The following is a 21,050-nucleotide window of genomic DNA, read 5'->3' as shown; positions in this document are numbered from 1 at the left end:
TAATTCTGTTGGCTTTTTTGCAACTTGGCCAAGCGTTATTCGTTTGTTTTCTATGTTTCTAAAAAGACTTTGTTTTGTTCTGTTGTTTTTGGGGCTTGGTTTGTTGGCAAATGCCCAAGAAGAGGGCAAATCCACGCCAAAAGACACGGTTAGCTTACCTGCGGCGCTGGACAATGCCACGATGACGCCTCGTTTGCCTTCTGACAAGCGCCTCGACGATTACCGTGCTAGTCGCGATTATAATTACGAACGCGACGCCCCTCCGCCCGATAATCCGCTCGCCCGTATTTGGAATTGGTTGAGCCAAAAAATCAATGATTTTTTGAGTAGTAGTGCTTACGAAAACTTTTGGCAGTACGTATTTTTGGTGGGTATTGCAGGGGTAGTGATATGGCTCTTGTACAAAGCTGAATTTATTGGTGGAATGTTTGCTAAAAAATCGGAGGAAGAGCTGGTCTATAATCGTATCACTGAAAATATTCATGAATTAGATTTTGCCAATTTGATTGAAGAAGCAATCGCTGCCCGAAACTATCGTCTCGCAACTCGGCTCTATTACCTCAATACACTCAAGCAATTGACCGATAAAAAGTTCATACATTGGCAGCCAACCAAAACCAACCGTAGTTACGTAGAAGAATTGCAAGAAACGAAATTTAAAAAGGATTTTGAGCAACTTACGTACCAGTTTGAGTACGTTTGGTACGGCGAATTTGGCGTGACCGAATCTCAATTTTTACGCTTGAAAGAAGAATTTCAAGCATTTTCAACCCGACTTTAATACAACACAATAACGAAGGTGAATTGGCGTAGTTACTACTTTTGGTTTTTATTGTTGACAGTCGTAGCCTACGGCCTGTTTGAATACTACCGTCCTAAACCCATTGATTGGACGCCGACCTATTCCAACAAAGACAAAATCCCTTTTGGCACAAAAGCTACCTATGAACTCTTGCCTGATGTCTTCAAAAATGAAAAAGTGACGCAGCTACGGGTGCCGATTTATAATTATCTTTCAGAAAACCCAACCCTGCCCAAAAGCAATTACATTTTTGTTTGTCGAGAGTTTACTATTGACAGAAACGACCAAAAACAGCTACTCAATTACGCAAAGCGAGGAAATAATGTCTTTATTTCGGCCTATTATTTTCCAGATACGTTGGTAAAAACGTTGGGAATAATAGCGACGCTCAAAGACCCAATGTTACGAGATACGGCCTTGGTGATGAATTTTGTGAACCCCGCTTTGTCCAAAAAAGGAGGGTATGTGTTCGCACAAGACGATGGTCGCAATTATTTTTTGATAAAAAAGCCTGAAAACGTGACAATTTTGGCTAAAAACGCCCGAAATGAGCCTATTTTCCTAAAGATAAAGTACGGGAAAGGGGCTTTTTATCTGCATAACCTGCCGCTGGCTTTGACCAATTATTACGCTTTACCTTCCAAAACGTCTGATTTTGCGTTTAAATCGCTGTCTTATTTACCCGTCTTGCCTGTTTACTGGGATGAATACCTAAAACAAGGCCGTTTTGGGGATGATGAGCAGTCGATTTTTAGGTATATTATGACGCAGCCGCCACTGACATGGGCATACTACTTGATTTTGTTTGGCCTATTGCTGTATGCTATTTTTGCGGGAAAGCGCACTCAACGTGTCATTCCTGTGTTGCCTGTACCGAAGAATACGTCGCTAGAGTTTGTGCAAACGATTGGTAAAATGTACTTTCAGCAGGGTGACCACGATAACATTGCTGAAAAGAAAATTCAACATTTGCTGCTCTACATCCGCGAGCGATTTGGGCTGCGTACCCACGAAATTGACAAAGAATTTATAGATGACCTTATCCAAAAAACGGGGCTTCCTCGGATGGATATTGAGTTGCTGTTCAGCGAAATAGCCCATGCCAAGCGCACTACGTCCTTGTCTGAATTTGCGCTCCTGAGTTTACATCACCGTATCGAAGATTTTTACGAACGCGTTAAATAACTGCCATTTTCTCTTATGGATTTTGAATCACGAATCGACTTACAAGACCTCAACGACGCGATAACAGCCATCAAAGCCGAAATCGGGAAAATTATAGTGGGGCAACAGCAAACGATTGAGTTGTTGTTGACGGCAATTTTAGCCGATGGGCACGTACTTATCGAAGGAGTGCCTGGGGTGGCAAAAACGCTGACGGCTAAACTATTAGCGCGTACTGTTGCTACTGAATTTAGCCGTATTCAATTCACGCCCGACTTGATGCCTTCGGATGTGTTGGGAACGTCGGTTTTTAACCCAAAACACACGGATTTTGAGTTTAGGAAAGGACCGATTTTTTCAAATATTGTTTTGGTCGATGAAATCAACCGCGCTCCTGCCAAAACCCAAGCGGCTTTGTTTGAAGTGATGGAAGAACGGCAAGCAACCGTTGACGGAACTACCTATCCCATGGGCAGCCCGTTTATTGTGATTGCGACCCAAAACCCAGTAGAACACGAAGGCACCTATCGCCTTCCCGAAGCGCAGTTAGACCGCTTTTTGTTTAAAATTGTGGTAAAATATCCTTCCCAAGAGCAAGAAGTAGAAGTGCTGCGTGGGCATCACTTACGGTTAAATATGGCCGAAGCGATTGCAAACGTACAGGCCATATTAACGCCTGAACAACTAGCAGAGCTGCGCCGTAAAACGCACCAAGTTCACGTGGAAGACAAACTGTTAGAATACATTGCGCAAGTGGTTGTGCAAACACGGAATAACAAATCGTTGTTTTTGGGGGCTTCGCCTAGGGCGTCGGTGGCATTGCTCAATAGCTCCAAAGCTTTGGCTGCCATTCGTGGAAGGGATTTTGTGACGCCAGAGGAAATTCAGCAATTGGCGCCGTCTGTGTTGCGTCACCGTATTGTTCTAACGCCCGAACGAGAAATGGAAGGAGCAACACCTGACGACATTGTCGCTCAAATTTTACAAAAAATAGAAGTACCTCGATAGTCGATAGTCCATGGTCGATAGTCCATAGTCCACGGTAATTAAAACCATCGACTGTGGACTATCGACCATGGACTATAAAACTATAAAACCTTCTTCACTCTTTCTTGAACACTTTCCAAATCGGCCTTGATTTTTTCGATGTTCGTTTTTATTTCTTTCTGAATTTCAATCATTTGTTCGCCCGAAACCTCAGGGGCTGGTTTGTGGTCGTGGTGGTGATGCTCTTCGCCTTCGTGGTGGTGGTGTTCGTGAGGAAGTCCTGGCACTTCAACCAGATTTTCTTCCCATTCCTCAAACGATTTGGCCACGGCATCTAACTGTGCCACTGTCGAATCAATGCTCGCAATGGCTGCGGCATCAGTTAGGGATTTCTTTTTATCGTTCAAAACTACTTTCAACGAATCAATCCCCTCAATTTGTTCGTGCAGTGCTTCTTCAATTTCCATCGAAGCCAAGTGAATTTTACCTGCTTCTTCCATTTTTGGGTCTTTGTCTGGCCCACACGCCACAAACACGAAGCTACACGAGGCAAGTACACAGCCGTAAACAAACGTACGGTGGATGAATGTTTTCATTTTGAGGTTGGGAGTTATTGGTTAGTCAATTGTTGTCACTTCGTATCCTTGTTGACGAAGTGCAGCCAAGATAGTTTGTTCTGAGGTTTTTCCCAAATAATACCTGACCGACACCACTTCATCGTTAAGTTTTATTTGTGAAGGTACTACACCTTCTACCGACTGCAAGGTTGTGCTTAATTTTTCAACCGATTTTGGTGGTTTTTGTAACTCAAATTGCGCTACCCGTGTGCTACGAATACGCTCAAACTGTGCTTGCGCCAAGCGGCTATCTTCGGCTTGAAAATAACGGTGAGGAATGATGTTAAGCACCACAGTAAGAGCCACCGCAGTCCAAAAAACACGTTTTTCAAAAAGAGAAGCCACGTGAGAAGATCTTAAATAAAGATCGTAGAAAGACCAAGCCAACACGCTTAATTGGAGAACCATCAATGGGGCACGGTACTCGGCCAGCCATGCAATTGAAGCTCCGTTAAAAAGGACGACCACCAAAGGCAACCAGCAACACAGCAAGTGCACCAGCCCCGTTAAACCTACATTTAATGTAACAGAAATAATTCTCGACATATCTATTTGCAACTGTATTGCAAAAGTACTAACAAAAACTCATCATTAAAAAGTTTACTACAAATGCTTTTTTCTAAAACTTGTTTCTAATTATCAACAAATCAGATTGTATGCAAAAGATAGCCATGCTCGGTTCGGGGTTTATTGGGCGTTTTTATGCCGATTCTATTCATGGTCAGCGCAGCCGCGACCGTGTGGTAGCGATTTATGCGCGGAGTGAAGCCAACGCTAAAAAATTTGCGGAAGACTACCGCTGTTCTTTTTGGGCGACTGACATGGAAGAGGTTATTGCCCATCCTGAGGTGACAATGGTGTGCGTAGCATTGCCCAACAATCTCCATGAAGCTGCTGTCATGTTGTGTGTAAAACACAAAAAAGCAGTAGTATGTACTAAACCACTCGGGCGGACGGCCGAAGAAGCGCTACGGATGATGCAAGCAGTAGAAGAGGCGGGTGTATTTGGCGGGTATCTGGAAGACCTTTGCTATACCCCCAAATTTCTAAAAGCGTTGGCCAGCGTAAAAGAAGGAGCATTGGGGCGAATTCTATGGGCAAAATCCCGCGAGACGCACCCTGGCCCCCACAGCAATTGGTTTTGGGACAAAGAACAAGCGGGGGGAGGTTGTATCTTAGATTTGGGATGCCACTGCATCGAAATCGCGCGAAACTTTATTGGTAAAGACGTCAAGCCCGTCGAAGTGATGTGCTGGGCAGCTACGCAAGTGAAGCCGATTGATGCCGAAGACCATGCAATCGCCCTTGTCAAATACGAAAACGGAGCCATAGGGCAGTTGGAAGTGAGTTGGACGTTTCGGGGAGGGATGGACTTACGGGACGAAGTGATGGGTACAGAAGGTACCATTTGGATTAATAATTTTTTGAGGACAGGATTTGAAATGTACACAAGCGGCTCAGGAGGAGAGTACGTAGCTGAAAAGGCAGAAAGTAATACTGGTTGGTTGTTTCCAGTAGGAGATGAAGTGAACGATTTAGGATATAACCACATGTTTACGGACATGTTTAATGCGTATGAAGAAGGGGCTGTACCTGCCGAGACATTTTATGATGGCTATGTCGTCAATGCGGTCATAGACGCCGCCTACCGGTCGGCACAAACAAAGCAGTGGGAACCCGTCGTTTTGCCAGTTTGGCGTGGGCAAGAAGGGGTGTCCCAAAAAACTACGTTAGTAGAGTACGACGAGCACTATTACCTCATCAAAGAGGAAGTAACCCACGACGGGCGCCACAAAATCATTTTGAAGGACAAGCAGAGCCAACAAATTATTGAACGCGACCTCTGATACTTTGATTTATTTTTCCAAAAATTGAAGAGAGCCATAGAGTAAAATAACCCTCCGCTTTTCTTTGGTTTTAGCTTTTGTCTATTTATTGGCAGAGGTATAGTTATAGAAGTGATAAAATAGGGTAATGCTCTTTTTTTGAGCCTCTTAGGGGGTAAAAATAGCCCTTTTAAGCTACTCAAAAGAGAAGGAGGGGAGATTAAAATATCCACTCAAAAATCCCAAAAGGTGATATTTTTATGTATTTTTGGGAATCGTTCACCGCATTTTTTGTAACTATTTCAGAGAATCGCCAATAAAAATTTTCTTGGCGAACGCATTACCCATTTAATATTTTCGTTTTCTTTACAGCGCAAACACTTAAACTATTTTTTCAATTAAACCCTAAAAGTAAGTCTGATGGAAAAGAAGGCTACATCTCCAGCACCGGCCAAGGCGGCCGCTCCAAAAAAATCAGCAGGTGGTCTAAACCCAATTTTGGTTATCCCTGTGTTGCTAGTCATTGGTATTTTATCGTATCAGTACATTTGTGGTGATCCTAGCCACTTTGTTGACGGCGACCACGAGAAAGGTCCAAAGTCGGGAGACTACTTCGGTATCGTTTATGAAGGAGGCCCAATCGTACCGTTGTTGTTTACCTGTTTCCTAACCGTATTGGTTTTCTCAATTGAGCGTTTCTTCATCCTTGGCCGTGCAAATGGTTCAGGTTCAATCGATGAGTTCGTTCGCAAAGTAAAATCCCTACTTGACAAAAACGAAGTTGAAAGCGCTATCAAAGAGTGCGACAAACAAAAAGGTTCAGTAGGTAATGTTGTTAAAACAGCTCTTCACAAGTTCGTATCACTTCGTACAGAGACTGAATTGACAAAAGACCAAAAATTAGCTGCTCTTCAAAAAGAAGTTGAAGAAGCAACAAGCCTTGAGCTTCCTATGCTTGAGAAAAACCTTACTATCATCGCTACCTTGGCATCAGTTTCTACCTTGACGGCTCTTTTGGGTACGGTATTGGGTATGATTCGTGCGTTCGCGGCGATGGGTAACGCTGGTGCTCCTGATACAGGTGCTCTTGCAACTGGTATCTCGGAAGCCCTTGTAAACACGGCCCTTGGTATCGGTACAGCTGCGATTGCAACCATCATGTATAGCTATTTCACTAGCCGTATTGATACGTTGACGTACAAGATTGACGAAATCGGGTTGAGCATTCAACAAAACTTCTCTGCTCATAACTAATTATGGGCGAAACAAGGTAAATACTATATATAAAAAAATTATATATAAATATTTGCTTTGTATTTGTTAATGTTCTACATTTGTATAGTCAATCAAACCATAACGTATTATGCCTGCTTTAAAACCCAAGCGGAATTATCCGATGATGGACATGACGGCGATGTGCGACGTGGCATTCCTTCTACTGACCTTCTTTATCTTGACGGCTCAGTTCAAATCTCAGGATGCTGCAACCATCGAAACTCCTTCGTCTATCTCGGCGATTAAAGTTCCCGATAAGGATCTTATGATTATTAGCATCGGTAAAGACGGTAAAGTTTACTTTGGTGTTGACAATCCAACGACTCGTATTGCCATGCTTGAGAATATTTCTCAAACAGAAGGTGTACAGTTTTCGGATAAGCAGAAAAAAATCTTCTCACTTCAAGCAAACTTTGGTGTACCCATCCGTGGATTATCTCAATGGTTGCAAGTTGGAGCTACTACTCCAGATAAGTTGAAGGAGATTAATCAACCAGGTATCCCTGTCGATTCAACCGCGCAAAACGAGTTAGCAAAATGGATTTATCAAGCCCGTCGCGCTAACAGTGGGCTTCGTATCGCCATCAAAGGTGATAACGTAGCTAAGTTCCCAGTATTTAAAGATGTAATGGGCTCATTGCAAGCACAAAACATCAACAAGTTTAACTTGATTACGGGAACGGAGGCACCTCCTCAAGGCTGGAAGGCTGACTAATTTGTACCACTTTTAAAATTCGTATAAGAAAATGGCAGAAATAGCACAAGGTGGTGGCGGACATGGTGATAAGAAAGTCCGCAGTAAAAAAGCCTCAACCCGTGTAGATATGACCCCGATGGTGGACTTAGGCTTCTTGCTTATTACGTTCTTCATCTTGGCCACTACCCTTAGCAAGCCTTCATCAATGTCGGTGGCAGTGCCTGACAAACAAACGGATGTTAAAAACCAAGAAACTGAGCCATTAAAAGCTTCTAAGGTATTGACCTTGTTTCTAGGTAAGGATAACACTGTGTGGGCATTAGATCGCCTAGCAGCGGATGATGATAAGGCAAAAGCAGAGCTTAAAAAAGTGTCTTATGGTCAAGATTTGCGTGGATTGATTTTTCAATCGCAGGCTCAAGTTGATCGTGAACACGGTAAAGATGACAAAGGGCTGAGTCAATTCGTCTGCGTTATCAAACCGTTGAAGAGTAGCACTTACAAAAATATGGTGGATGCCCTTGATGAAATGGCCGTCACTAAAAGTAAGCGTTATGCCCTTGTAGATGCTCTTACTGATAGTGAGAAGACACTCCTGGGCGACAAAGCGGATTAATTGTAACTTAAAAACTAACCAAACGCAATGGCTGAAAATAAATCAACCGCGATGACTCTCGATGATATAGTATTCGAGAATCGGAATAAAGCGTATGGTGCGTATGACCTCAGAAAAGTCTATCGTCCAACCCTCACTAAATCAGTATTGATTGGTGGTGCCATCTTTGTGTTGGCGATGCTTTCTCCTGCGTTGATTAGCTTGATTCCCAAGGAAGAAGAGGAACAATTCATGCAGGAAATTGACTTGATGAAAATACCACCTCCGCCAATTGACCCGAACGAACCGCCGCCGCCGCCACCTCCACCAATCGAGGTGCCAAAAGTGGCTACGATTAAGTTCCTTCCTCCTGAAGTAAAAAAGGATGAGGAGGTTCCCGAGGAAACACCACCACCAGTAGTGGAAGAATTGGAAAAAGCAGTTGTTGCTGATAAAACCCAAGAAGGAGATGAAAACGCTCAAGAAGCGATTGTAGCTCCCGAAGAAACAGCTCCTGTAAAGGAAGAGGTTAAGGTTGTTGAAGCAGCCCCTGTGGAAGAACAAATTTTCCAAGTGGTAGAGCAAAACCCAGAATTCCCAGGTGGGATGGCAGCATTAGGCCAGTATTTAGGTAAAAACCTTAAATACCCAGCCGCTGCTTCTCGCGCTAACGTGTCGGGAAGGGTATTCTTGACATTCGTTGTTAACACCGACGGTAGTATCCAAGATATCCAAGTGCTTAAAGGTCTAGGCTTTGGCTGCGACGAAGAAGCACAGCGCGTAGTAAAGGGTATGCCTAAGTGGAAACCAGGTAAACAATCGGGTCGTAACGTACGGGTAAAATATAACTTACCAATTAGCTTCGTCTTGGAATAATAGCACGTATGAAGCGTAAACCACTTCACCAGCAGCTGTCGTCATCACTCTCGATGGTTATAGGGCTGGCATATTTAGGAGGAGGCCTCTATTTAGTGGCCTCCTCCGCTACTTTTGGCGTACTCCCTTCTGGAGCACTGAGGTATCTTTTTGGCGCAATGTTGATTGTGTATGGAGGGTATCGGTTCTATCGTGGATATAGTCTTTATAAAAGTGAAAATGAATAGAGTTCTTATTGCTTTTTTGAGTGTGGTAGTGTGTATCATCACCACCTACTCGTGCAAACAAGCCAACGACTCCGCCTTTCATGGCACTGTAACGATTACATCGGATGAATCACTTCAACCAATGGTAGAACAACTGTGTCAAGGATATGTGGGAACCCACGCGGACACTAAGTTTAACGTGAACTACCTTCCCGAACATTTGGCAATTGCGAAAGTACTGGAAGACAGTAGCCGCTTGGCCTTTGTAACGCGTGAACTGACCACTTCCGAACAGAATGTCTTCAAAACCCGTGGGATTCGGTATAGCCCCCAATTTATTGCCATAGATGGCCTAGCATTGCTCACCAGTAGGGCCAATGAAGACAGCCTCATTACCTTGAAAGAAGTAGAAGGTATCTTCAAAGGACAGATTAAAAACTGGTCGCAGCTCGAAGGAAGTCAACAAACAAAAGACATTGTATTGGTATTTGATAATGCCAACTCCAGCAACCTTAACTTTGTGATGAACAAGTTTGGGTTGACTGATTTGAAAGGCTTGCAGATTTTTTCGGCAGGCTCGAATAAAAAAGTCATTGATTACGTGCGCCAAAATCCCAATGCTTTAGGGTTTATTGGAGTTAACTGGATTAGCGACGGTGAAGTCCCCCTGACCGCCGAGCTGTCAAAAGGGTTGAGGGTATTGGCGGTGTCGGATAAAGAAAAGCCCACAAGGCAGGACTATTATCAACCATTCCAGCAAAATCTACGCTTTGGAAATTACCCATTGGCTCGCAAGGTATATATTATTAGTCGTGAGATGCACGCAGGATTAGGGAGCGGATTGCTGAACTACATCATGCGAGATGTCGGAAGTTTAATTATCGAAAAATGTGGTCTTTGGCCTGCAAAACCGTTTAATCGGGAAGTAATATTAAAGAAAGAGATATAATATTTTTCCGTTAAAGGACAATTTCATAGTTTTGTTTCCCGTTTAAAAGTCAAATTTTTCTAATCACCCCACATTACAACCTACTGAAAGATGAACATTAGATCCAAATCGTGGTTGGTAGCGTTTGCCGCAAGTGCGTTCGTTTACAGTCAGGCACTTGCCCAAGACATTGCCACTGGTTTAAAACAATTAGATGGAAACCAAGCGTGCTTGGCAAAAGAAACTTTTGAAAAGTTAGCAACATCTACACCATCAGCAGAAAATCAGTTCTACCTTGGTTACTATCATTTACGTACCAAACAACCTGATCTTGCCAAAGAAGCTTTTGACAAAGGATTAACGGCTGATCCTAAAAACCCACTTAACAAAGTAGGAATTGGCGCTGTTGCGCTTGCAAAAGGTGACCGTACCGCTGCTCAAACTACTTTTGCCGAAGTATTGAAATCGACAAAGAACAAAAATGTAGAAGTATTGCAGCGCATCAGCGAGGCTTATACTGGTTACATCGTTATTGATTCTTTGAAGCCTATTTACAAAACGACGGATCCTGCTGAATCTATCAGATTGGCTGATTTGGCGGTTGCCCTTATGTTGAAGAGCGGCGCTAAAAACCAAGAGGTTTATATGTCGAAAGGGGATGCTTTTTACCTCAAAGGGGAAGCAGGTCCTGCGGTATCGGCTTATGAAGATGCCATCAATGCCAACCCTAGCTTAGGAAAAGCATTTGCAAAAATTGCCAAAATCTATTGGGGAGGACGTAACTTGGAATTGGCTCAAACGAACTTTAAAAAGGCGATTGAAGTGGATCCTGAATACGGCCCAGCAAACAAAGAGTATGCTGAATTGTATTTCTACGTTCGTCAGTACAAACCAGCATCACGCTACATGGATGCGTACGTAGAGAAACTTGGCGTTTGTGCTACCGATGATGAATTGCTCCGCAGTGCGCAGTTTAACTTCGTGGCAGAAGAATTTGCCAAAGTAAATACAAAAATTGCCAAGGTAATGAGCAGTGGTCGTACAAGCGATGTGCTTTACCGTATGCAAGGATGGGCAGCGTACAAAGAAAATCAGTACGACAAAGCGATTCAAAACTTGAAGAAGTTTATCCAACAAGCTCCGCAAAAAGCGATTGACAATGACTATCGCTATTTGGGTAATGCCATGCTACGTATTTCACCAGCAGATACAGCAGCTGCGGTTGCTTACTTGGAAAAAGCGGCTGAAATAGATACTGTTGACAATGGCTACAAAGAAATTGCAGCAATGTACAACGGTGCCAAAAACTACGAGAAAGCAATTGAGTACTACGAAAAAGTAATTAAGAGAGAAAAAAATCCATCTCTTCAGGATATTGTTAACCTTTCGTTGCCACTTTACAACGTTGCTAACCGTATCTTCCCAACGGGGGCTGATTCATCAGCATTGCGTCAGAAGAAGCGTGACTATTTCATGAAAGCAGACGAGCTTTACAAGCAAATGCTTGAGCGTAAGCCTGACTACTTGTATGCCCACGCACAGCGTGCCAAAGCAAATTACTACGCTTACACGCGTGAAGAAGCAATGGCCAATGGTTTGGCGATTCCTTTGATGGAAAATTACGTGAAACTTGCTGAAGAAGATAAAGCACCAATGGACGAAGCTAAGAAGGCTAACTTGAAGTCGTTCTACCAAATCTTGGGTGCTTATAGCGTTATTACGTTGAAAGACGACGCAAAAGCAAAAGAGTGGTTCACAAAATTGATTACAATTGATCCAGGTAATAAAGTAGCTGATGATTTCTTGAACCCAAAACCTGAAACACCAGCAGCACCTGCAACACCAGCTAAAACGCCTGCCAAAGCTCCTGTTAAGAAAGCATAGTAGTTTTAGTAGTTAGCACAACAAAAAACCTCTCGTCATCCGAGAGGTTTTTTTGTTGTATCAAAGGTTACTTTTTAGGTTCCGAAATAACACCCAAATACCGTCCGAGCCAGTAGGGAAGTAGCCAAATATCTCCAGCACTGTGTTCTGAGGTGCCATTGCTGCCTTTTCGGTCGAGGTCAAACATATTGGCATTGTGGCGCTGTACGGGGCGCTCGTCGGGCGGAAGCACCTCTTTCGTGGTTTGACCACGGAAGTTGGGCGAAAGTTTTTCGATGTCTTTGCGGTGGCTGTTTGAAATGCTCCAGTCGATGAGGTCAAGTGGATGTTCTTGCAAATACCAAACCGACTCGTTTAAATCAAAGTCTTTAGCTCCTGTGAGCGCCGTAAAAATGTTCCAAGCACCTTCTTTCTCGGGGCGTTCGATTTGCCAGTGGTCAATGATTGCCTCTTTGAAATGGGTTTTGAGGGTATCGTTAAAGGCGTATCGGTACAAACCCCAATAACACACAAAGTACATCTCATCGTCGGAGTGGTTCCAGCCGTCCGATAGTACTTTGCTGAGGGCGTCGGCATCGTCGGCAGCGGAGCCAATTTCTTTCATTGGACGCATCAAATTTTCAAAGTAGCCGTGTTTGTTCATCAGTTCAAAAGCCTTCTCCTTGTAGATTTCTTTCTTCGTAAAATGGTAGGCAGTTTGTAACATCGCTACGATGTTGGACGACGTAATTTTACGGTCGCCCACGTTTTTGGGCATGGCGTTTACGTACTCAGGACTCCAGCGCCCCCAAGTCGTGGGCTTCCCGTCAAAATCAATCAAATAATAATTGTTCTGAACAATGTGGTTCATCAAGCTGTCTATCAGTGTGATAGCGCGTTTTTTTAGAGATGGGTCATCAATCAACTCAGCCATTGTACCAAAGGCAAAGATGTGTCCTACGGCCTCGTCGCTGCTTGTGGTGGCTTTCCAGTCCCATTCAGGGTCAGCGGAATGCTGCCAACGTTCGGGGTCGGATAACTGAGGAATGAAGCCACTACGCTCATACGAGCGTGAAGGAAAGCCTTTCACAGGGTTGATGCTGTAAAGCCGCTCCATGGCCTCGAAAGCCTCACGGCAGTTTTGAAGGGCTTCTGGGTCTTTGGTGACTGCATAACGGTAAACTTCCCCTCCCAAATACATGGAAGTCCAAAGGCCATCATTGTCAGAATCGGCCAAATAACCCGTGCCAATGTTGCCTTTTTCCATGTTGTCAAGCGAGGCGTTGAAGCCATTCCGAATGTGACGGCTGCGAACTTGCTGTTCGTAGTACATGGCTTTTTCGTGAAGGGTCATTTGTTTGAAACAAATTTGGCCGAGCCCGCCTTTGGTCAATACCAGTGCCGAGTTACTTGGGCCTTCCGAAATATGCACGACTTGGTTGCTTGGAAGCCAGCGCTCACCGTTGTAGTAGTCAAACTTCCCGTCAGCACGTAGCGCAAAAGCACCGTCGGTGGTTCCAAACCAAATTTTGTCGCCAATGCTTTTGACGGCTGTGATGTCCGTCCAAGGCAATTTTTTGCGGATGTCGCCTACTTGTTTTTGCGTTGCCATATCCCATTCGATGTAACCGTCTGAAGTACCGATAAATATTTTTTTATTATCAGTCGAAACATCAAAGGCGGTCAGGTTAGCTCCGCTGAAAACGTTGTTTAGTTGGTTGTTTTTGAACGAATAAAGCCCTTGGCGGCCAAGAATCCAGTACGTACCGCTGCTGGCTTGGTAGCTCATTTGTAGTGCTTCATCCGACGACAAACTACCTTTCCAAAGAAGTTTGGAATCATTGACGAGGTAAAGGGCTTTACCATCCGAAACCAAGAACTCAAAATTAGCACCACCTGCAAACAAACGAGCAGTTGGAAGTTGGTGTTTTGAAAAAAGCTTTCCTGCCCACGAGTTGCTCAGTACAGTCTTATCGTCGAGACAAACAAACTGGCTTTCATAGACGCCAAGCGCGCTTATTTTTTTGTTTTTAAGCGGTCGATACGTCCCGTCGGGTTGCAACTTACCGTGATACAAAAAATGTCCATCATAAGGTTGGGCAAGACCCTTATCGGTCAAAACCTTAATGACGCCATTGCGGTCACTGTAGGCCGATAGCAGCGTGCCGTCGGTTGGTTGAGCGTAAAATTTGACACTATAATCTTGCCAAAATGGGGTGTCTTGGTGGACGGGTTGTTGCGTAGCTGTCGAGTTTTTGGGGCTGCACTTGGAAAAAAGCACAGCACAAAAACAGACAAAAAGTACGGTTTTGATGGTTGACATAAATGAAATATAAATAGTGAAACAGTTGTTGGTCTATCGAATCATCCCCAAATAGCGCCCCATCCAGTAGGGCAATTGCCAAAAGACAGGTTCGCGTTCGCGGTGCGGGTCGCCTCCAGCGGCAGTCCAGGGGTTTTTATCCCAGCGTACCGTCATTCGGATGCTGGGTGGTTGTAAAACATTGACTTGTTCGTCTTCCAAGACGGGCACCCTAACAATTGCGACGTCCTCGCGTTGGCGGTGGTCGATGGGCCAATCAATAAGATCGAGTGGTGTATCAACCAGAAAATCAACCGACGGCTTTAGCTCTACTTGCTTGTTACGGGCATAGCAGTAGATGAAGTTGATGAGCGGATTTTGGTCGCCTTTACGTTTTTCAAACCAGTCGTCCATGTGTTTTTGGTAAAAAGCGAGGCGAGTGGGGTCTTTTTCGCATTTGAGCAAAATGGGGTAAATGTAGGCTTGTAAAACCACGTCAAAATAGATAAACCAAGCAGGATTTTGTTGAAGGACTTGGGCCATATTGTCGAGATAATGCTCTTTTTCGATAAGGAGAAGGTAATGTTGCTGGTAAAGGGGATTTTGGGTAATGTGGTAGGTAAACAAAAGAAATCCGAGCATTTCCATGGAGTTTTGCGCGCGGTCGGGTGCCCACTCGGGGTCGCGGTTGAGCTGGTCGGGCGACCATACCGACCAGCGAGTCGCTTTTCCGTCGATGTCAACAAAGTTGAAATTATGCTTAATAAGGTAGTCCATAATGCGCGTCACGTGGGTGCGAATGGCCTTTTTTTCTGCTTCGTCGGCTACCAGTTCATAATAAAAAAAATACCCAAAGAAGTGCCCACACATCTCGTCGCTACTGGTATCTCCCTTCCAAAGCCATTGCTCATCTTTTGATTTATGCCAGCGCGTTTCGACGGGCTTGAAACGGGGTTCTTTGACCAACTCATCGGCCAATTCCTGAGGGGTATATTGGCGGTTGCCGTCGTGTACCCTCGTCCAATCGGCAGGTACAATGGTACGCGCAAAAAAGCCATCGGTATCGGTGATTTGTTGTAGTTTTTGCAAGAAGAGAAACGCTTTTTTCGCGTTTTCTTTGGCGTCGGGTGCATGGGTGGTTGCGTAGCGAAAACTCTCCATTGCTAGGTAATTGCCAGTATATTCGCCGTCGTTGTCGTCATCTTCGGGTTTCCAGCTCGAAATATCTCCTGCTTTTTCGAGCCAACATTGCCCCGCAATCCAAGGGGCGCGAATATGGCGTTTGAGCAGTACGTCTTGAAAAAAATCGTTTTTGGAGGCCAAGGTCATTTGCTGTTTTTTGATGACACTAACCCCTTTTGGAGTGGCGAGATAAGCATTGCCCGCAGCATCAAACGAAATGGCGTTGATGTGGTCGTGGAGCAGCCAACGCTGACTAAATAACAAAGAACCTTTGCTAGGATTGGTATATCGGACTATGCCTTTTTCGGTACCTACCCATATGGTACCATCGGGGGCTTTATTGAGGCAAGTAACATACACGGTCGGGAGGCTGTGTTGCGTGGTGATTTCTTGGGTTTTCTTGTAGTTGTTCAGAATACTAACCCCGCCAAGCCCCGCAGCCCAAAGCTGTTGTTGGGTGTCCATCGCTACCCCTTTGATATACCCGCTTATGACTTCATCTTTTGCCTTCAAAATACGGGTAGATCCTACCTTATTAATATTATATAAGCCGACGTCGGTAGCGAGCCATACATCTCCTTTCGCATCGCAGCTTGCAGCCCGAACCGAACGGGGGATTTGCACCTCTTTTTTGACAAAACTACGGCCGTCAAAACGCCACATACCCGCTGGGCCAATGGCATAGGTGCCTTCGGGAGAAGCACAAAAAACGGAGATGGGGCCTTCGGTACCCGAGAGTCGCTCCAGTTTGTGGTTGGAGTAGCGATAGGCACCGTTCCAAGTGCCCAACCAGAGCGTAGAAGGGGTGTCGGCAAAAACGGTGTAGGCGGGGCCATCGCCGATGACCGCTTCCCAAGCAGACTGGGAGGCACTTTTACGAAACACCCCACGTGGAGTAGCAATCCAAAGTTTGCCATCGGGAGTTGCCACTACGCTTCTCACTTCGTCGGTGGTAGGGTGGGCTTCGTGGGTTTCTTGCCAAAAGGGACTGTCTGAATAAGGGCTATTTTGTGCGCGGGAAGTAACCCAGCTCCCCAAGAGACACCCAACGATTGACAAACAAGCGATGCAAAACTTCATGTTGTTGTGATTATGCTAAAAATAATACGCAACGCCAGAGAGCAAAGGCTATTACCTAACTGTTAAAATTTGAGCTTCATAAAAGAAGAAATGACATGTAAGTATAATCCTGTATTATGTTTTTATTATTATATTTTCACTTTGCGTGATTTGAGGATATATTTACGCAATTTGAGACGAAGTCTTCTAACCGATGACGTATCTTTACTTCACAAATCCACAAATAGTTCTGTATCTCATTTCCTCCCAAAACCCTGAAAAACCATGGCTTGTATTAATGAATACGTCTTACGGAAAGTAATCCAAGGAGACGAACTCGCTTTTACTCAATTGTATAATCACTACAAGACGCCAGCCACAAAATTTTGTGTTTCTCTGATCAAAGAAGAGGAAGAGGCGGAAAACATGGTACACGATGTTTTTATCAAAATTTGGGAAAAAAGAGGGCAAATCAACCCTGACCTGAATTTTAATTCTTATCTGTTTACGTGTCTTCGCAATTTGGCTTTCGACTATTTCAAGAAAGTAGAAAAGAACCAGACATTGAGACAAGAGTATTTTGATAGAATGGAAGAGGCGTACGAGATAGCCCCTGACACTGAAGAAGCTAAAATTGTACTGCTAAGGGCTGGGATTGAGGCACTGTCGGAGAAAAGAAAGCAAATCCTAAAGTTGAATGTGGAAGAAGGGAAGTCATACCAAGAGATTGCAGAATTGATGCGTATCTCAAAAAATACCGTTAAAAATCAGCTAGTTAAGGCAAAACAGTTTTTACGTGACCGCGTTGATTTAGCCGCGGCACTCTAATTTTATTCATTTATCGCACACTATTTCAGTGAAAAGCGAGGTCAGTGGATGCTACATCCATTGGCCTCGCTTTTTTATGCTTTAACCCTAAAAATATTACAAAAAGACATATTTATTAATTGTAATTTAATTCTGTTTTAATTTCGATTTAATGCAAATTAATAGAAGAAGCGTGCTTTTATACTTTATCTGCTATTTAATAAAATTCTGATAATCAAATAGATAGTAGTGAACTTATTGCCAAAAGTCTTAACTAGCCGCCGAAAATGGTACCATTTTCGGCGGCTGCCTTTATAGGAAGTAAGTCAAATTGATTGACCAGAAACGAGGTATATTTTTAATCGTATTTTAATCTCGTTTTTTAGCCTACCCAATGAGGTAGGGGGTATTTATGGGTACAATCAATTAAACAACTTACTAAAATGAAGGACAACTCTACTATGGGGCGAATGCTGAAGCGAATCCTACTGACGACGATGGTTGTGAGCGGATGCTTCGCGATGGTTTGGGCACAAACCAGAACCATTACGGGGAAAATTACCTCGAAAGAAGACGGGAACGCTATGCCGGGCGTGAATATCGTCTTGAAAGGCACCCAACGCGGTTCGAGCAGTAATGCTGCGGGAAACTTTTCAATCGAAGTTCCAAACAATAACGCAGTCCTGGTATTCTCTTTTGTGGGCTACAAAACCCAAGAAATCCCAGTGGCTTCGCGTAGCATCATTGAAATAGCATTGGAGCCAGGCGCAGAAAGCCTACAAGAAGTGGTGGTAACTGCCTTGGGGATTAACCGCGAAAAACGTTCATTGGCCTATTCGGTGGGAGAATTAAAATCAGAAGACATCGTAAAGGCATCTAACCCTAACTTGTTGAAAGCCCTAGACGGAAAAGTAAGTGGGGTAAACCTCACAAGCTTGAGTAGCGACCCTACGTCGTCGGTGTTGGTGAACATTCGTGGGTCGTCGGCGATGCCTACCTTGAGCGATGCCAACGTTTCGTTGAAAAGTCAGCCTTTGTACGTCATCAACGGTGTGCCAGTGGGTACGCAGTCGTTTACCAACAAAGACGGGGTTGATTTTGGAAACATTCTTTCGCAACTGAACCCTGAAGACATCGCCTCGGTAACCATCCTGAAAGGTGGAAGTGCTGGTGCGCTTTACGGCGCTGAAGGAGGTAACGGGGTGATTATGATTACGACCAAATCGGGCGTGGGGTTGAAAAAAGGAATTGGGGTGAGCTTCACATCGGCGGCAACGACGGAAAAAGCCTACCAGTTTTTCCCCGAACAAACGGTATTTGGACAAGGAGAACGCGCCTATGAGTGGCAATATGACAATACCGATACTTGGGGGCCGATTCTTGATGGAACATACAAAGGGGATTATTGGGACGTAGCGGCCAAGCAATGGAAAAACGGCCCAATGGTATCGTCGGGCGAAGACCGCGTGAAAGAATACCTCCGAACAGGTAGTACACTGACCAATACCGTGGGTGTGACAGGCAACTACGATAAAGGGTCGTTCCGTTTTTCGATTTCGGACATGAACAACAGAGGCGTAATGCCTAACACCAAGACCGATCAGAAGTCGTTTACGTTGAATACCACGTACAATTTGACCAAAGACATTCGCGTATCGGTGAGCGGTAATTACATCAAAACTTTTACCCCAAACAAAGCCAACGTTACTGGTTCTAACAGTGTATTGAATGATTTGTTGTTCAATTTGCCTACTAACCTACAGCCACTTTCACAAATGCGGGATTATTGGTTGACAGGTTTTGCGGGAGTTCGCCAAAACGGAGCCATTATGAAAGACAATGGCATTGATGTAGCTCAAAACAACCCTTGGTGGATTACCTATGAGAAAATCCACAAGTTTGCGCGGGACAATTACTTTGGTAAGGCGCAATTGGACTGGCAATTGTCGAAGCCATTTTCGTTGATGCTCCGTACGGGTATGCAAAACGTGAGAGAAAACTACGAATTGCGCCAATCTTGGGGAGCAAAAGGTGATGCCTACGGACAATACGTCGTGGGTAATAACAACAGCATGGAAGCCAATACGGATGCGATTTTGACCTACAACAACACATTTGGCAAAATGAACTTGTCGGTGTCGGGTGGGGGGAACTACCGCTTCACCAATGCCAGTACGCTCGAAATCACGGGAGGAGATTTGAGCTCGCCTAACTTGTTTACACTCGCCAACATCAAAGCAGGGACTTTGACGGTGAGCGGAACGGGTACTAACTTAGGTACAAACGTAGGCGCGCCGTATTTCAACGGAAAATCAGTAAGTGCGTACGGAACAGCGAACCTTAGCTACGACAACAAGTTGTTTTTGGAAGTAACTGGCCGCAATGACTGGAAAGGGGCGTACGCTCAAGAAAAAATCAGCTATTTCTACCCATCAGCTTCGTTGAGCTGGGTGGCTTCAGAATCATTTAAGTTGCCACAAGTGATTAACTATTTGAAAGCCCGCTTAAACTACGCCGACGTAGGAAACGGTTTGGTGCGTCGTCGTTCGATTGACACGTACAGTTACGACGCCAGCCCTTGGGGTTCTATCAATACGGTTAGCTTGAATGCAACCATCGTTGACCCTGACTTGAAAGCGCAACACTCGATTTCTAAAGAAGCAGGTTTTGACCTTTGGATGTTTAGCAACCGTTTGAAACTTGATTTCACTTACTTCGTGAAAGACCAAAAAGACCAAATCGACAACATTCCGTTGGTACAAGGAACAGGTTACACGGGCTTGTTGACCAACATCGGCGACGTCCGCAACAAAGGCTTTGAGTGGGGATTGAACTTTACACCTATCAAAACCAAAGATTTCACTTGGGATGTTTCGGCAAGTTTTACGCACTATAAAGCAACAATCACCCGCTTGTCTGACAAATTTGCGCCAGCAGGGTATGTATTTGCCAGCTACGATGGTAAAACAAAAGTGAAGTTGGCCGAAGGTGAAGTAATCGGAAGTATCTATGAAGAAAACCCTATTTTGCGCGTAAAAACGGGTAAATACGCAGGAATGCCTTTGTTAGACAGCAAAGAAGGCAAAATCCAGAAATCAAGCGATGAGCGTGACCGTGGTAAACTCGGTAACTTCAACCCTGATTTTATCTTAGGCTTGAATACGACATTGAAATACAAGCAATTTACGCTTGGGTTGGTAGGAAGCTTACGTAAAGGAGGTAAGTACGTATCGGTAAACCAGCAGTATGCGGAATCGAACGGGCGCGCCATGACGACCTTGGGCTCGGGCGACAACAACCCTTGGTGGGTAGGTGGACGTGACGCGGCGCACGGTGGCATGGTTTGGCCTGCTGAAAATGCCAGCGACTATGCGGCTATCAACTCAAATAACAACGACAAACGCTCGGATTTCCAAGATGCGAGTTACGTAAAAGGCGTTTTCTTGAATCCTAACTACAAAGGAGACCCTGCCGCTGCTACTGACGCCGACTACATCGTAAATGGGGCAAATCCTAAAAATACGTTCTACGATTTCCCTTATAACGGCTACGGTGACATCATCTGGAACTTCTCAGCCACCCGAACGTACGATGCGACCAACTTCAAAATGAGAGAAATCACGTTGGCATACACATTGCCCAAAAACCTGACCTCTAAGTATAACCTCAACAATGTATCGTTGGCGTTTATTGGCCGTAACTTGTTCCAATGGAATGCTTCTGGACGCAACGAAGACCCTGAGTCAGCTTTTACGGGGGTAGGTACCAACCAAGGTATTTTGAGAGCAACTTTGCCAGCGATTCGTTCGTACGGATTGAAGCTTTCTCTTGATTTTTAAGCATTTACTATCACTGTACAATCAA

Annotated in this window: 16 protein-coding genes; 12 read left to right on the top strand and 4 right to left on the bottom strand. The window is 44.5% G+C overall.

What is annotated here, in order from left to right:
• Positions 1 to 52: 52 nt before the first annotated feature.
• From FHS57_RS21995 to FHS57_RS21985, 3 genes are read left to right on the top strand one after another with little or no spacing between them, the layout of a single operon-like run.
• Positions 53 to 781, top strand: a complete 729-nt coding sequence (locus FHS57_RS21995; RefSeq protein ID WP_183977446.1) for a DUF4129 domain-containing protein — start codon at positions 53 to 55, stop codon at positions 779 to 781.
• Between the two features lie 18 nt (positions 782 to 799).
• A complete protein-coding gene (locus FHS57_RS21990; RefSeq protein WP_183977445.1) occupies positions 800 to 1,987 on the top strand; it encodes a DUF4350 domain-containing protein in 1,188 nt (395 codons plus the stop codon).
• A 15-nt stretch (positions 1,988 to 2,002) separates the two neighbouring features.
• Positions 2,003 to 2,974, top strand: a complete 972-nt coding sequence (locus FHS57_RS21985; RefSeq protein WP_183977444.1) for an AAA family ATPase — start codon at positions 2,003 to 2,005, stop codon at positions 2,972 to 2,974.
• 80 nt (positions 2,975 to 3,054) lie between these two features.
• Here the strand turns inward: FHS57_RS21985 and FHS57_RS21980 are convergent, their stop codons facing one another.
• On the bottom strand, positions 3,055 to 3,549 hold the full coding sequence (locus FHS57_RS21980) for a hypothetical protein (protein WP_183977443.1): 495 nt from the start codon (positions 3,547 to 3,549) through the stop codon (positions 3,055 to 3,057).
• A 21-nt stretch (positions 3,550 to 3,570) separates the two neighbouring features.
• The gene (locus FHS57_RS21975; protein ID WP_183977442.1) at positions 3,571 to 4,116 is read right to left on the bottom strand and encodes a heavy-metal-associated domain-containing protein; all 546 of its coding nucleotides are present in this window, start codon (positions 4,114 to 4,116) and stop codon (positions 3,571 to 3,573) included.
• Between the two features lie 110 nt (positions 4,117 to 4,226).
• On the opposite strand from FHS57_RS21975, the gene FHS57_RS21970 reads away from it, so the two are divergent.
• From FHS57_RS21970 to FHS57_RS21940, 7 genes are all read left to right on the top strand, one after another.
• Positions 4,227 to 5,417, top strand: a complete 1,191-nt coding sequence (locus FHS57_RS21970; RefSeq protein WP_183977441.1) for a Gfo/Idh/MocA family protein — start codon at positions 4,227 to 4,229, stop codon at positions 5,415 to 5,417.
• 399 nt (positions 5,418 to 5,816) lie between these two features.
• A complete protein-coding gene (locus FHS57_RS21965; protein WP_183977439.1) occupies positions 5,817 to 6,650 on the top strand; it encodes a MotA/TolQ/ExbB proton channel family protein in 834 nt (277 codons plus the stop codon).
• 109 nt (positions 6,651 to 6,759) lie between these two features.
• Positions 6,760 to 7,386: an ExbD/TolR family protein gene (locus tag FHS57_RS21960; RefSeq protein WP_183977437.1), complete on the top strand. Its 627-nt coding sequence runs from the start codon at positions 6,760 to 6,762 to the stop codon at positions 7,384 to 7,386.
• Between the two features lie 31 nt (positions 7,387 to 7,417).
• Positions 7,418 to 7,984 (top strand): ExbD/TolR family protein, encoded by a 567-nt coding sequence (locus FHS57_RS21955; protein ID WP_028523793.1) that lies wholly within the window; start codon positions 7,418 to 7,420, stop codon positions 7,982 to 7,984.
• A gap of 27 nt (positions 7,985 to 8,011) precedes the next feature.
• The gene (locus FHS57_RS21950) at positions 8,012 to 8,839 is read left to right on the top strand and encodes an energy transducer TonB (protein WP_183977435.1); all 828 of its coding nucleotides are present in this window, start codon (positions 8,012 to 8,014) and stop codon (positions 8,837 to 8,839) included.
• 219 nt (positions 8,840 to 9,058) lie between these two features.
• Positions 9,059 to 9,994, top strand: a complete 936-nt coding sequence (locus FHS57_RS21945) for a PstS family phosphate ABC transporter substrate-binding protein (RefSeq protein ID WP_229601417.1) — start codon at positions 9,059 to 9,061, stop codon at positions 9,992 to 9,994.
• A gap of 90 nt (positions 9,995 to 10,084) precedes the next feature.
• A complete protein-coding gene (locus tag FHS57_RS21940; RefSeq protein WP_183977431.1) occupies positions 10,085 to 11,857 on the top strand; it encodes a tetratricopeptide repeat protein in 1,773 nt (590 codons plus the stop codon).
• Between the two features lie 67 nt (positions 11,858 to 11,924).
• Here the strand turns inward: FHS57_RS21940 and FHS57_RS21935 are convergent, their stop codons facing one another.
• Together FHS57_RS21935 and FHS57_RS21930 are read right to left on the bottom strand one after the other, a co-directional pair.
• The gene (locus FHS57_RS21935) at positions 11,925 to 14,159 is read right to left on the bottom strand and encodes a ligand-binding sensor domain-containing protein (protein ID WP_183977429.1); all 2,235 of its coding nucleotides are present in this window, start codon (positions 14,157 to 14,159) and stop codon (positions 11,925 to 11,927) included.
• A gap of 33 nt (positions 14,160 to 14,192) precedes the next feature.
• Positions 14,193 to 16,400 carry a ligand-binding sensor domain-containing protein gene (locus FHS57_RS21930; protein WP_183977427.1) on the bottom strand — a complete coding sequence of 736 codons (2,208 nt, stop codon included), beginning with the start codon at positions 16,398 to 16,400 and terminating at the stop codon, positions 14,193 to 14,195.
• A gap of 264 nt (positions 16,401 to 16,664) precedes the next feature.
• Here FHS57_RS21930 and FHS57_RS21925 point away from each other — a divergent pair, with 264 nt between their 5' ends.
• Together FHS57_RS21925 and FHS57_RS21920 are read left to right on the top strand one after the other, a co-directional pair.
• The gene (locus FHS57_RS21925; RefSeq protein ID WP_028523799.1) at positions 16,665 to 17,207 is read left to right on the top strand and encodes an RNA polymerase sigma factor; all 543 of its coding nucleotides are present in this window, start codon (positions 16,665 to 16,667) and stop codon (positions 17,205 to 17,207) included.
• A 422-nt stretch (positions 17,208 to 17,629) separates the two neighbouring features.
• Entirely contained in the window at positions 17,630 to 21,025 is a 3,396-nt protein-coding gene (locus FHS57_RS21920) for a SusC/RagA family TonB-linked outer membrane protein (RefSeq protein ID WP_183977425.1), read from the top strand.
• The last annotated feature ends 25 nt before the right edge of the window (positions 21,026 to 21,050 follow it).

This window comes from Runella defluvii, from assembly GCF_014195535.1.
GTDB lineage: Bacteria > Bacteroidota > Bacteroidia > Cytophagales > Spirosomataceae > Runella > Runella defluvii.
The sequence above is the reverse complement of the archived record's forward strand: the minus strand, read 5'-3'. Positions and strand labels throughout refer to the sequence as shown.

Excerpts from the sequence above, each read along its gene's own strand:
- FHS57_RS21995 (WP_183977446.1), top strand. The coding sequence starts at position 53 with ATGTTTCTAAAAAGACTTTGTTTTGTTCTGTTGTTTTTGGGGCTTGGT.
- FHS57_RS21985 (WP_183977444.1), top strand. The coding sequence starts at position 2,003 with ATGGATTTTGAATCACGAATCGACTTACAAGACCTCAACGACGCGATA.
- FHS57_RS21980 (WP_183977443.1), bottom strand. The coding sequence starts at position 3,549 with ATGAAAACATTCATCCACCGTACGTTTGTTTACGGCTGTGTACTTGCC.
- FHS57_RS21975 (WP_183977442.1), bottom strand. The coding sequence starts at position 4,116 with ATGTCGAGAATTATTTCTGTTACATTAAATGTAGGTTTAACGGGGCTG.
- FHS57_RS21970 (WP_183977441.1), top strand. The coding sequence starts at position 4,227 with ATGCAAAAGATAGCCATGCTCGGTTCGGGGTTTATTGGGCGTTTTTAT.
- FHS57_RS21965 (WP_183977439.1), top strand. The coding sequence starts at position 5,817 with ATGGAAAAGAAGGCTACATCTCCAGCACCGGCCAAGGCGGCCGCTCCA.
- FHS57_RS21960 (WP_183977437.1), top strand. The coding sequence starts at position 6,760 with ATGCCTGCTTTAAAACCCAAGCGGAATTATCCGATGATGGACATGACG.
- FHS57_RS21955 (WP_028523793.1), top strand. The coding sequence starts at position 7,418 with ATGGCAGAAATAGCACAAGGTGGTGGCGGACATGGTGATAAGAAAGTC.
- FHS57_RS21950 (WP_183977435.1), top strand. The coding sequence starts at position 8,012 with ATGGCTGAAAATAAATCAACCGCGATGACTCTCGATGATATAGTATTC.
- FHS57_RS21945 (WP_229601417.1), top strand. The coding sequence starts at position 9,059 with ATGAATAGAGTTCTTATTGCTTTTTTGAGTGTGGTAGTGTGTATCATC.
- FHS57_RS21940 (WP_183977431.1), top strand. The coding sequence starts at position 10,085 with ATGAACATTAGATCCAAATCGTGGTTGGTAGCGTTTGCCGCAAGTGCG.
- FHS57_RS21935 (WP_183977429.1), bottom strand. The coding sequence starts at position 14,159 with ATGTCAACCATCAAAACCGTACTTTTTGTCTGTTTTTGTGCTGTGCTT.
- FHS57_RS21930 (WP_183977427.1), bottom strand. The coding sequence starts at position 16,400 with ATGAAGTTTTGCATCGCTTGTTTGTCAATCGTTGGGTGTCTCTTGGGG.
- FHS57_RS21925 (WP_028523799.1), top strand. The coding sequence starts at position 16,665 with ATGGCTTGTATTAATGAATACGTCTTACGGAAAGTAATCCAAGGAGAC.
- FHS57_RS21920 (WP_183977425.1), top strand. The coding sequence starts at position 17,630 with ATGAAGGACAACTCTACTATGGGGCGAATGCTGAAGCGAATCCTACTG.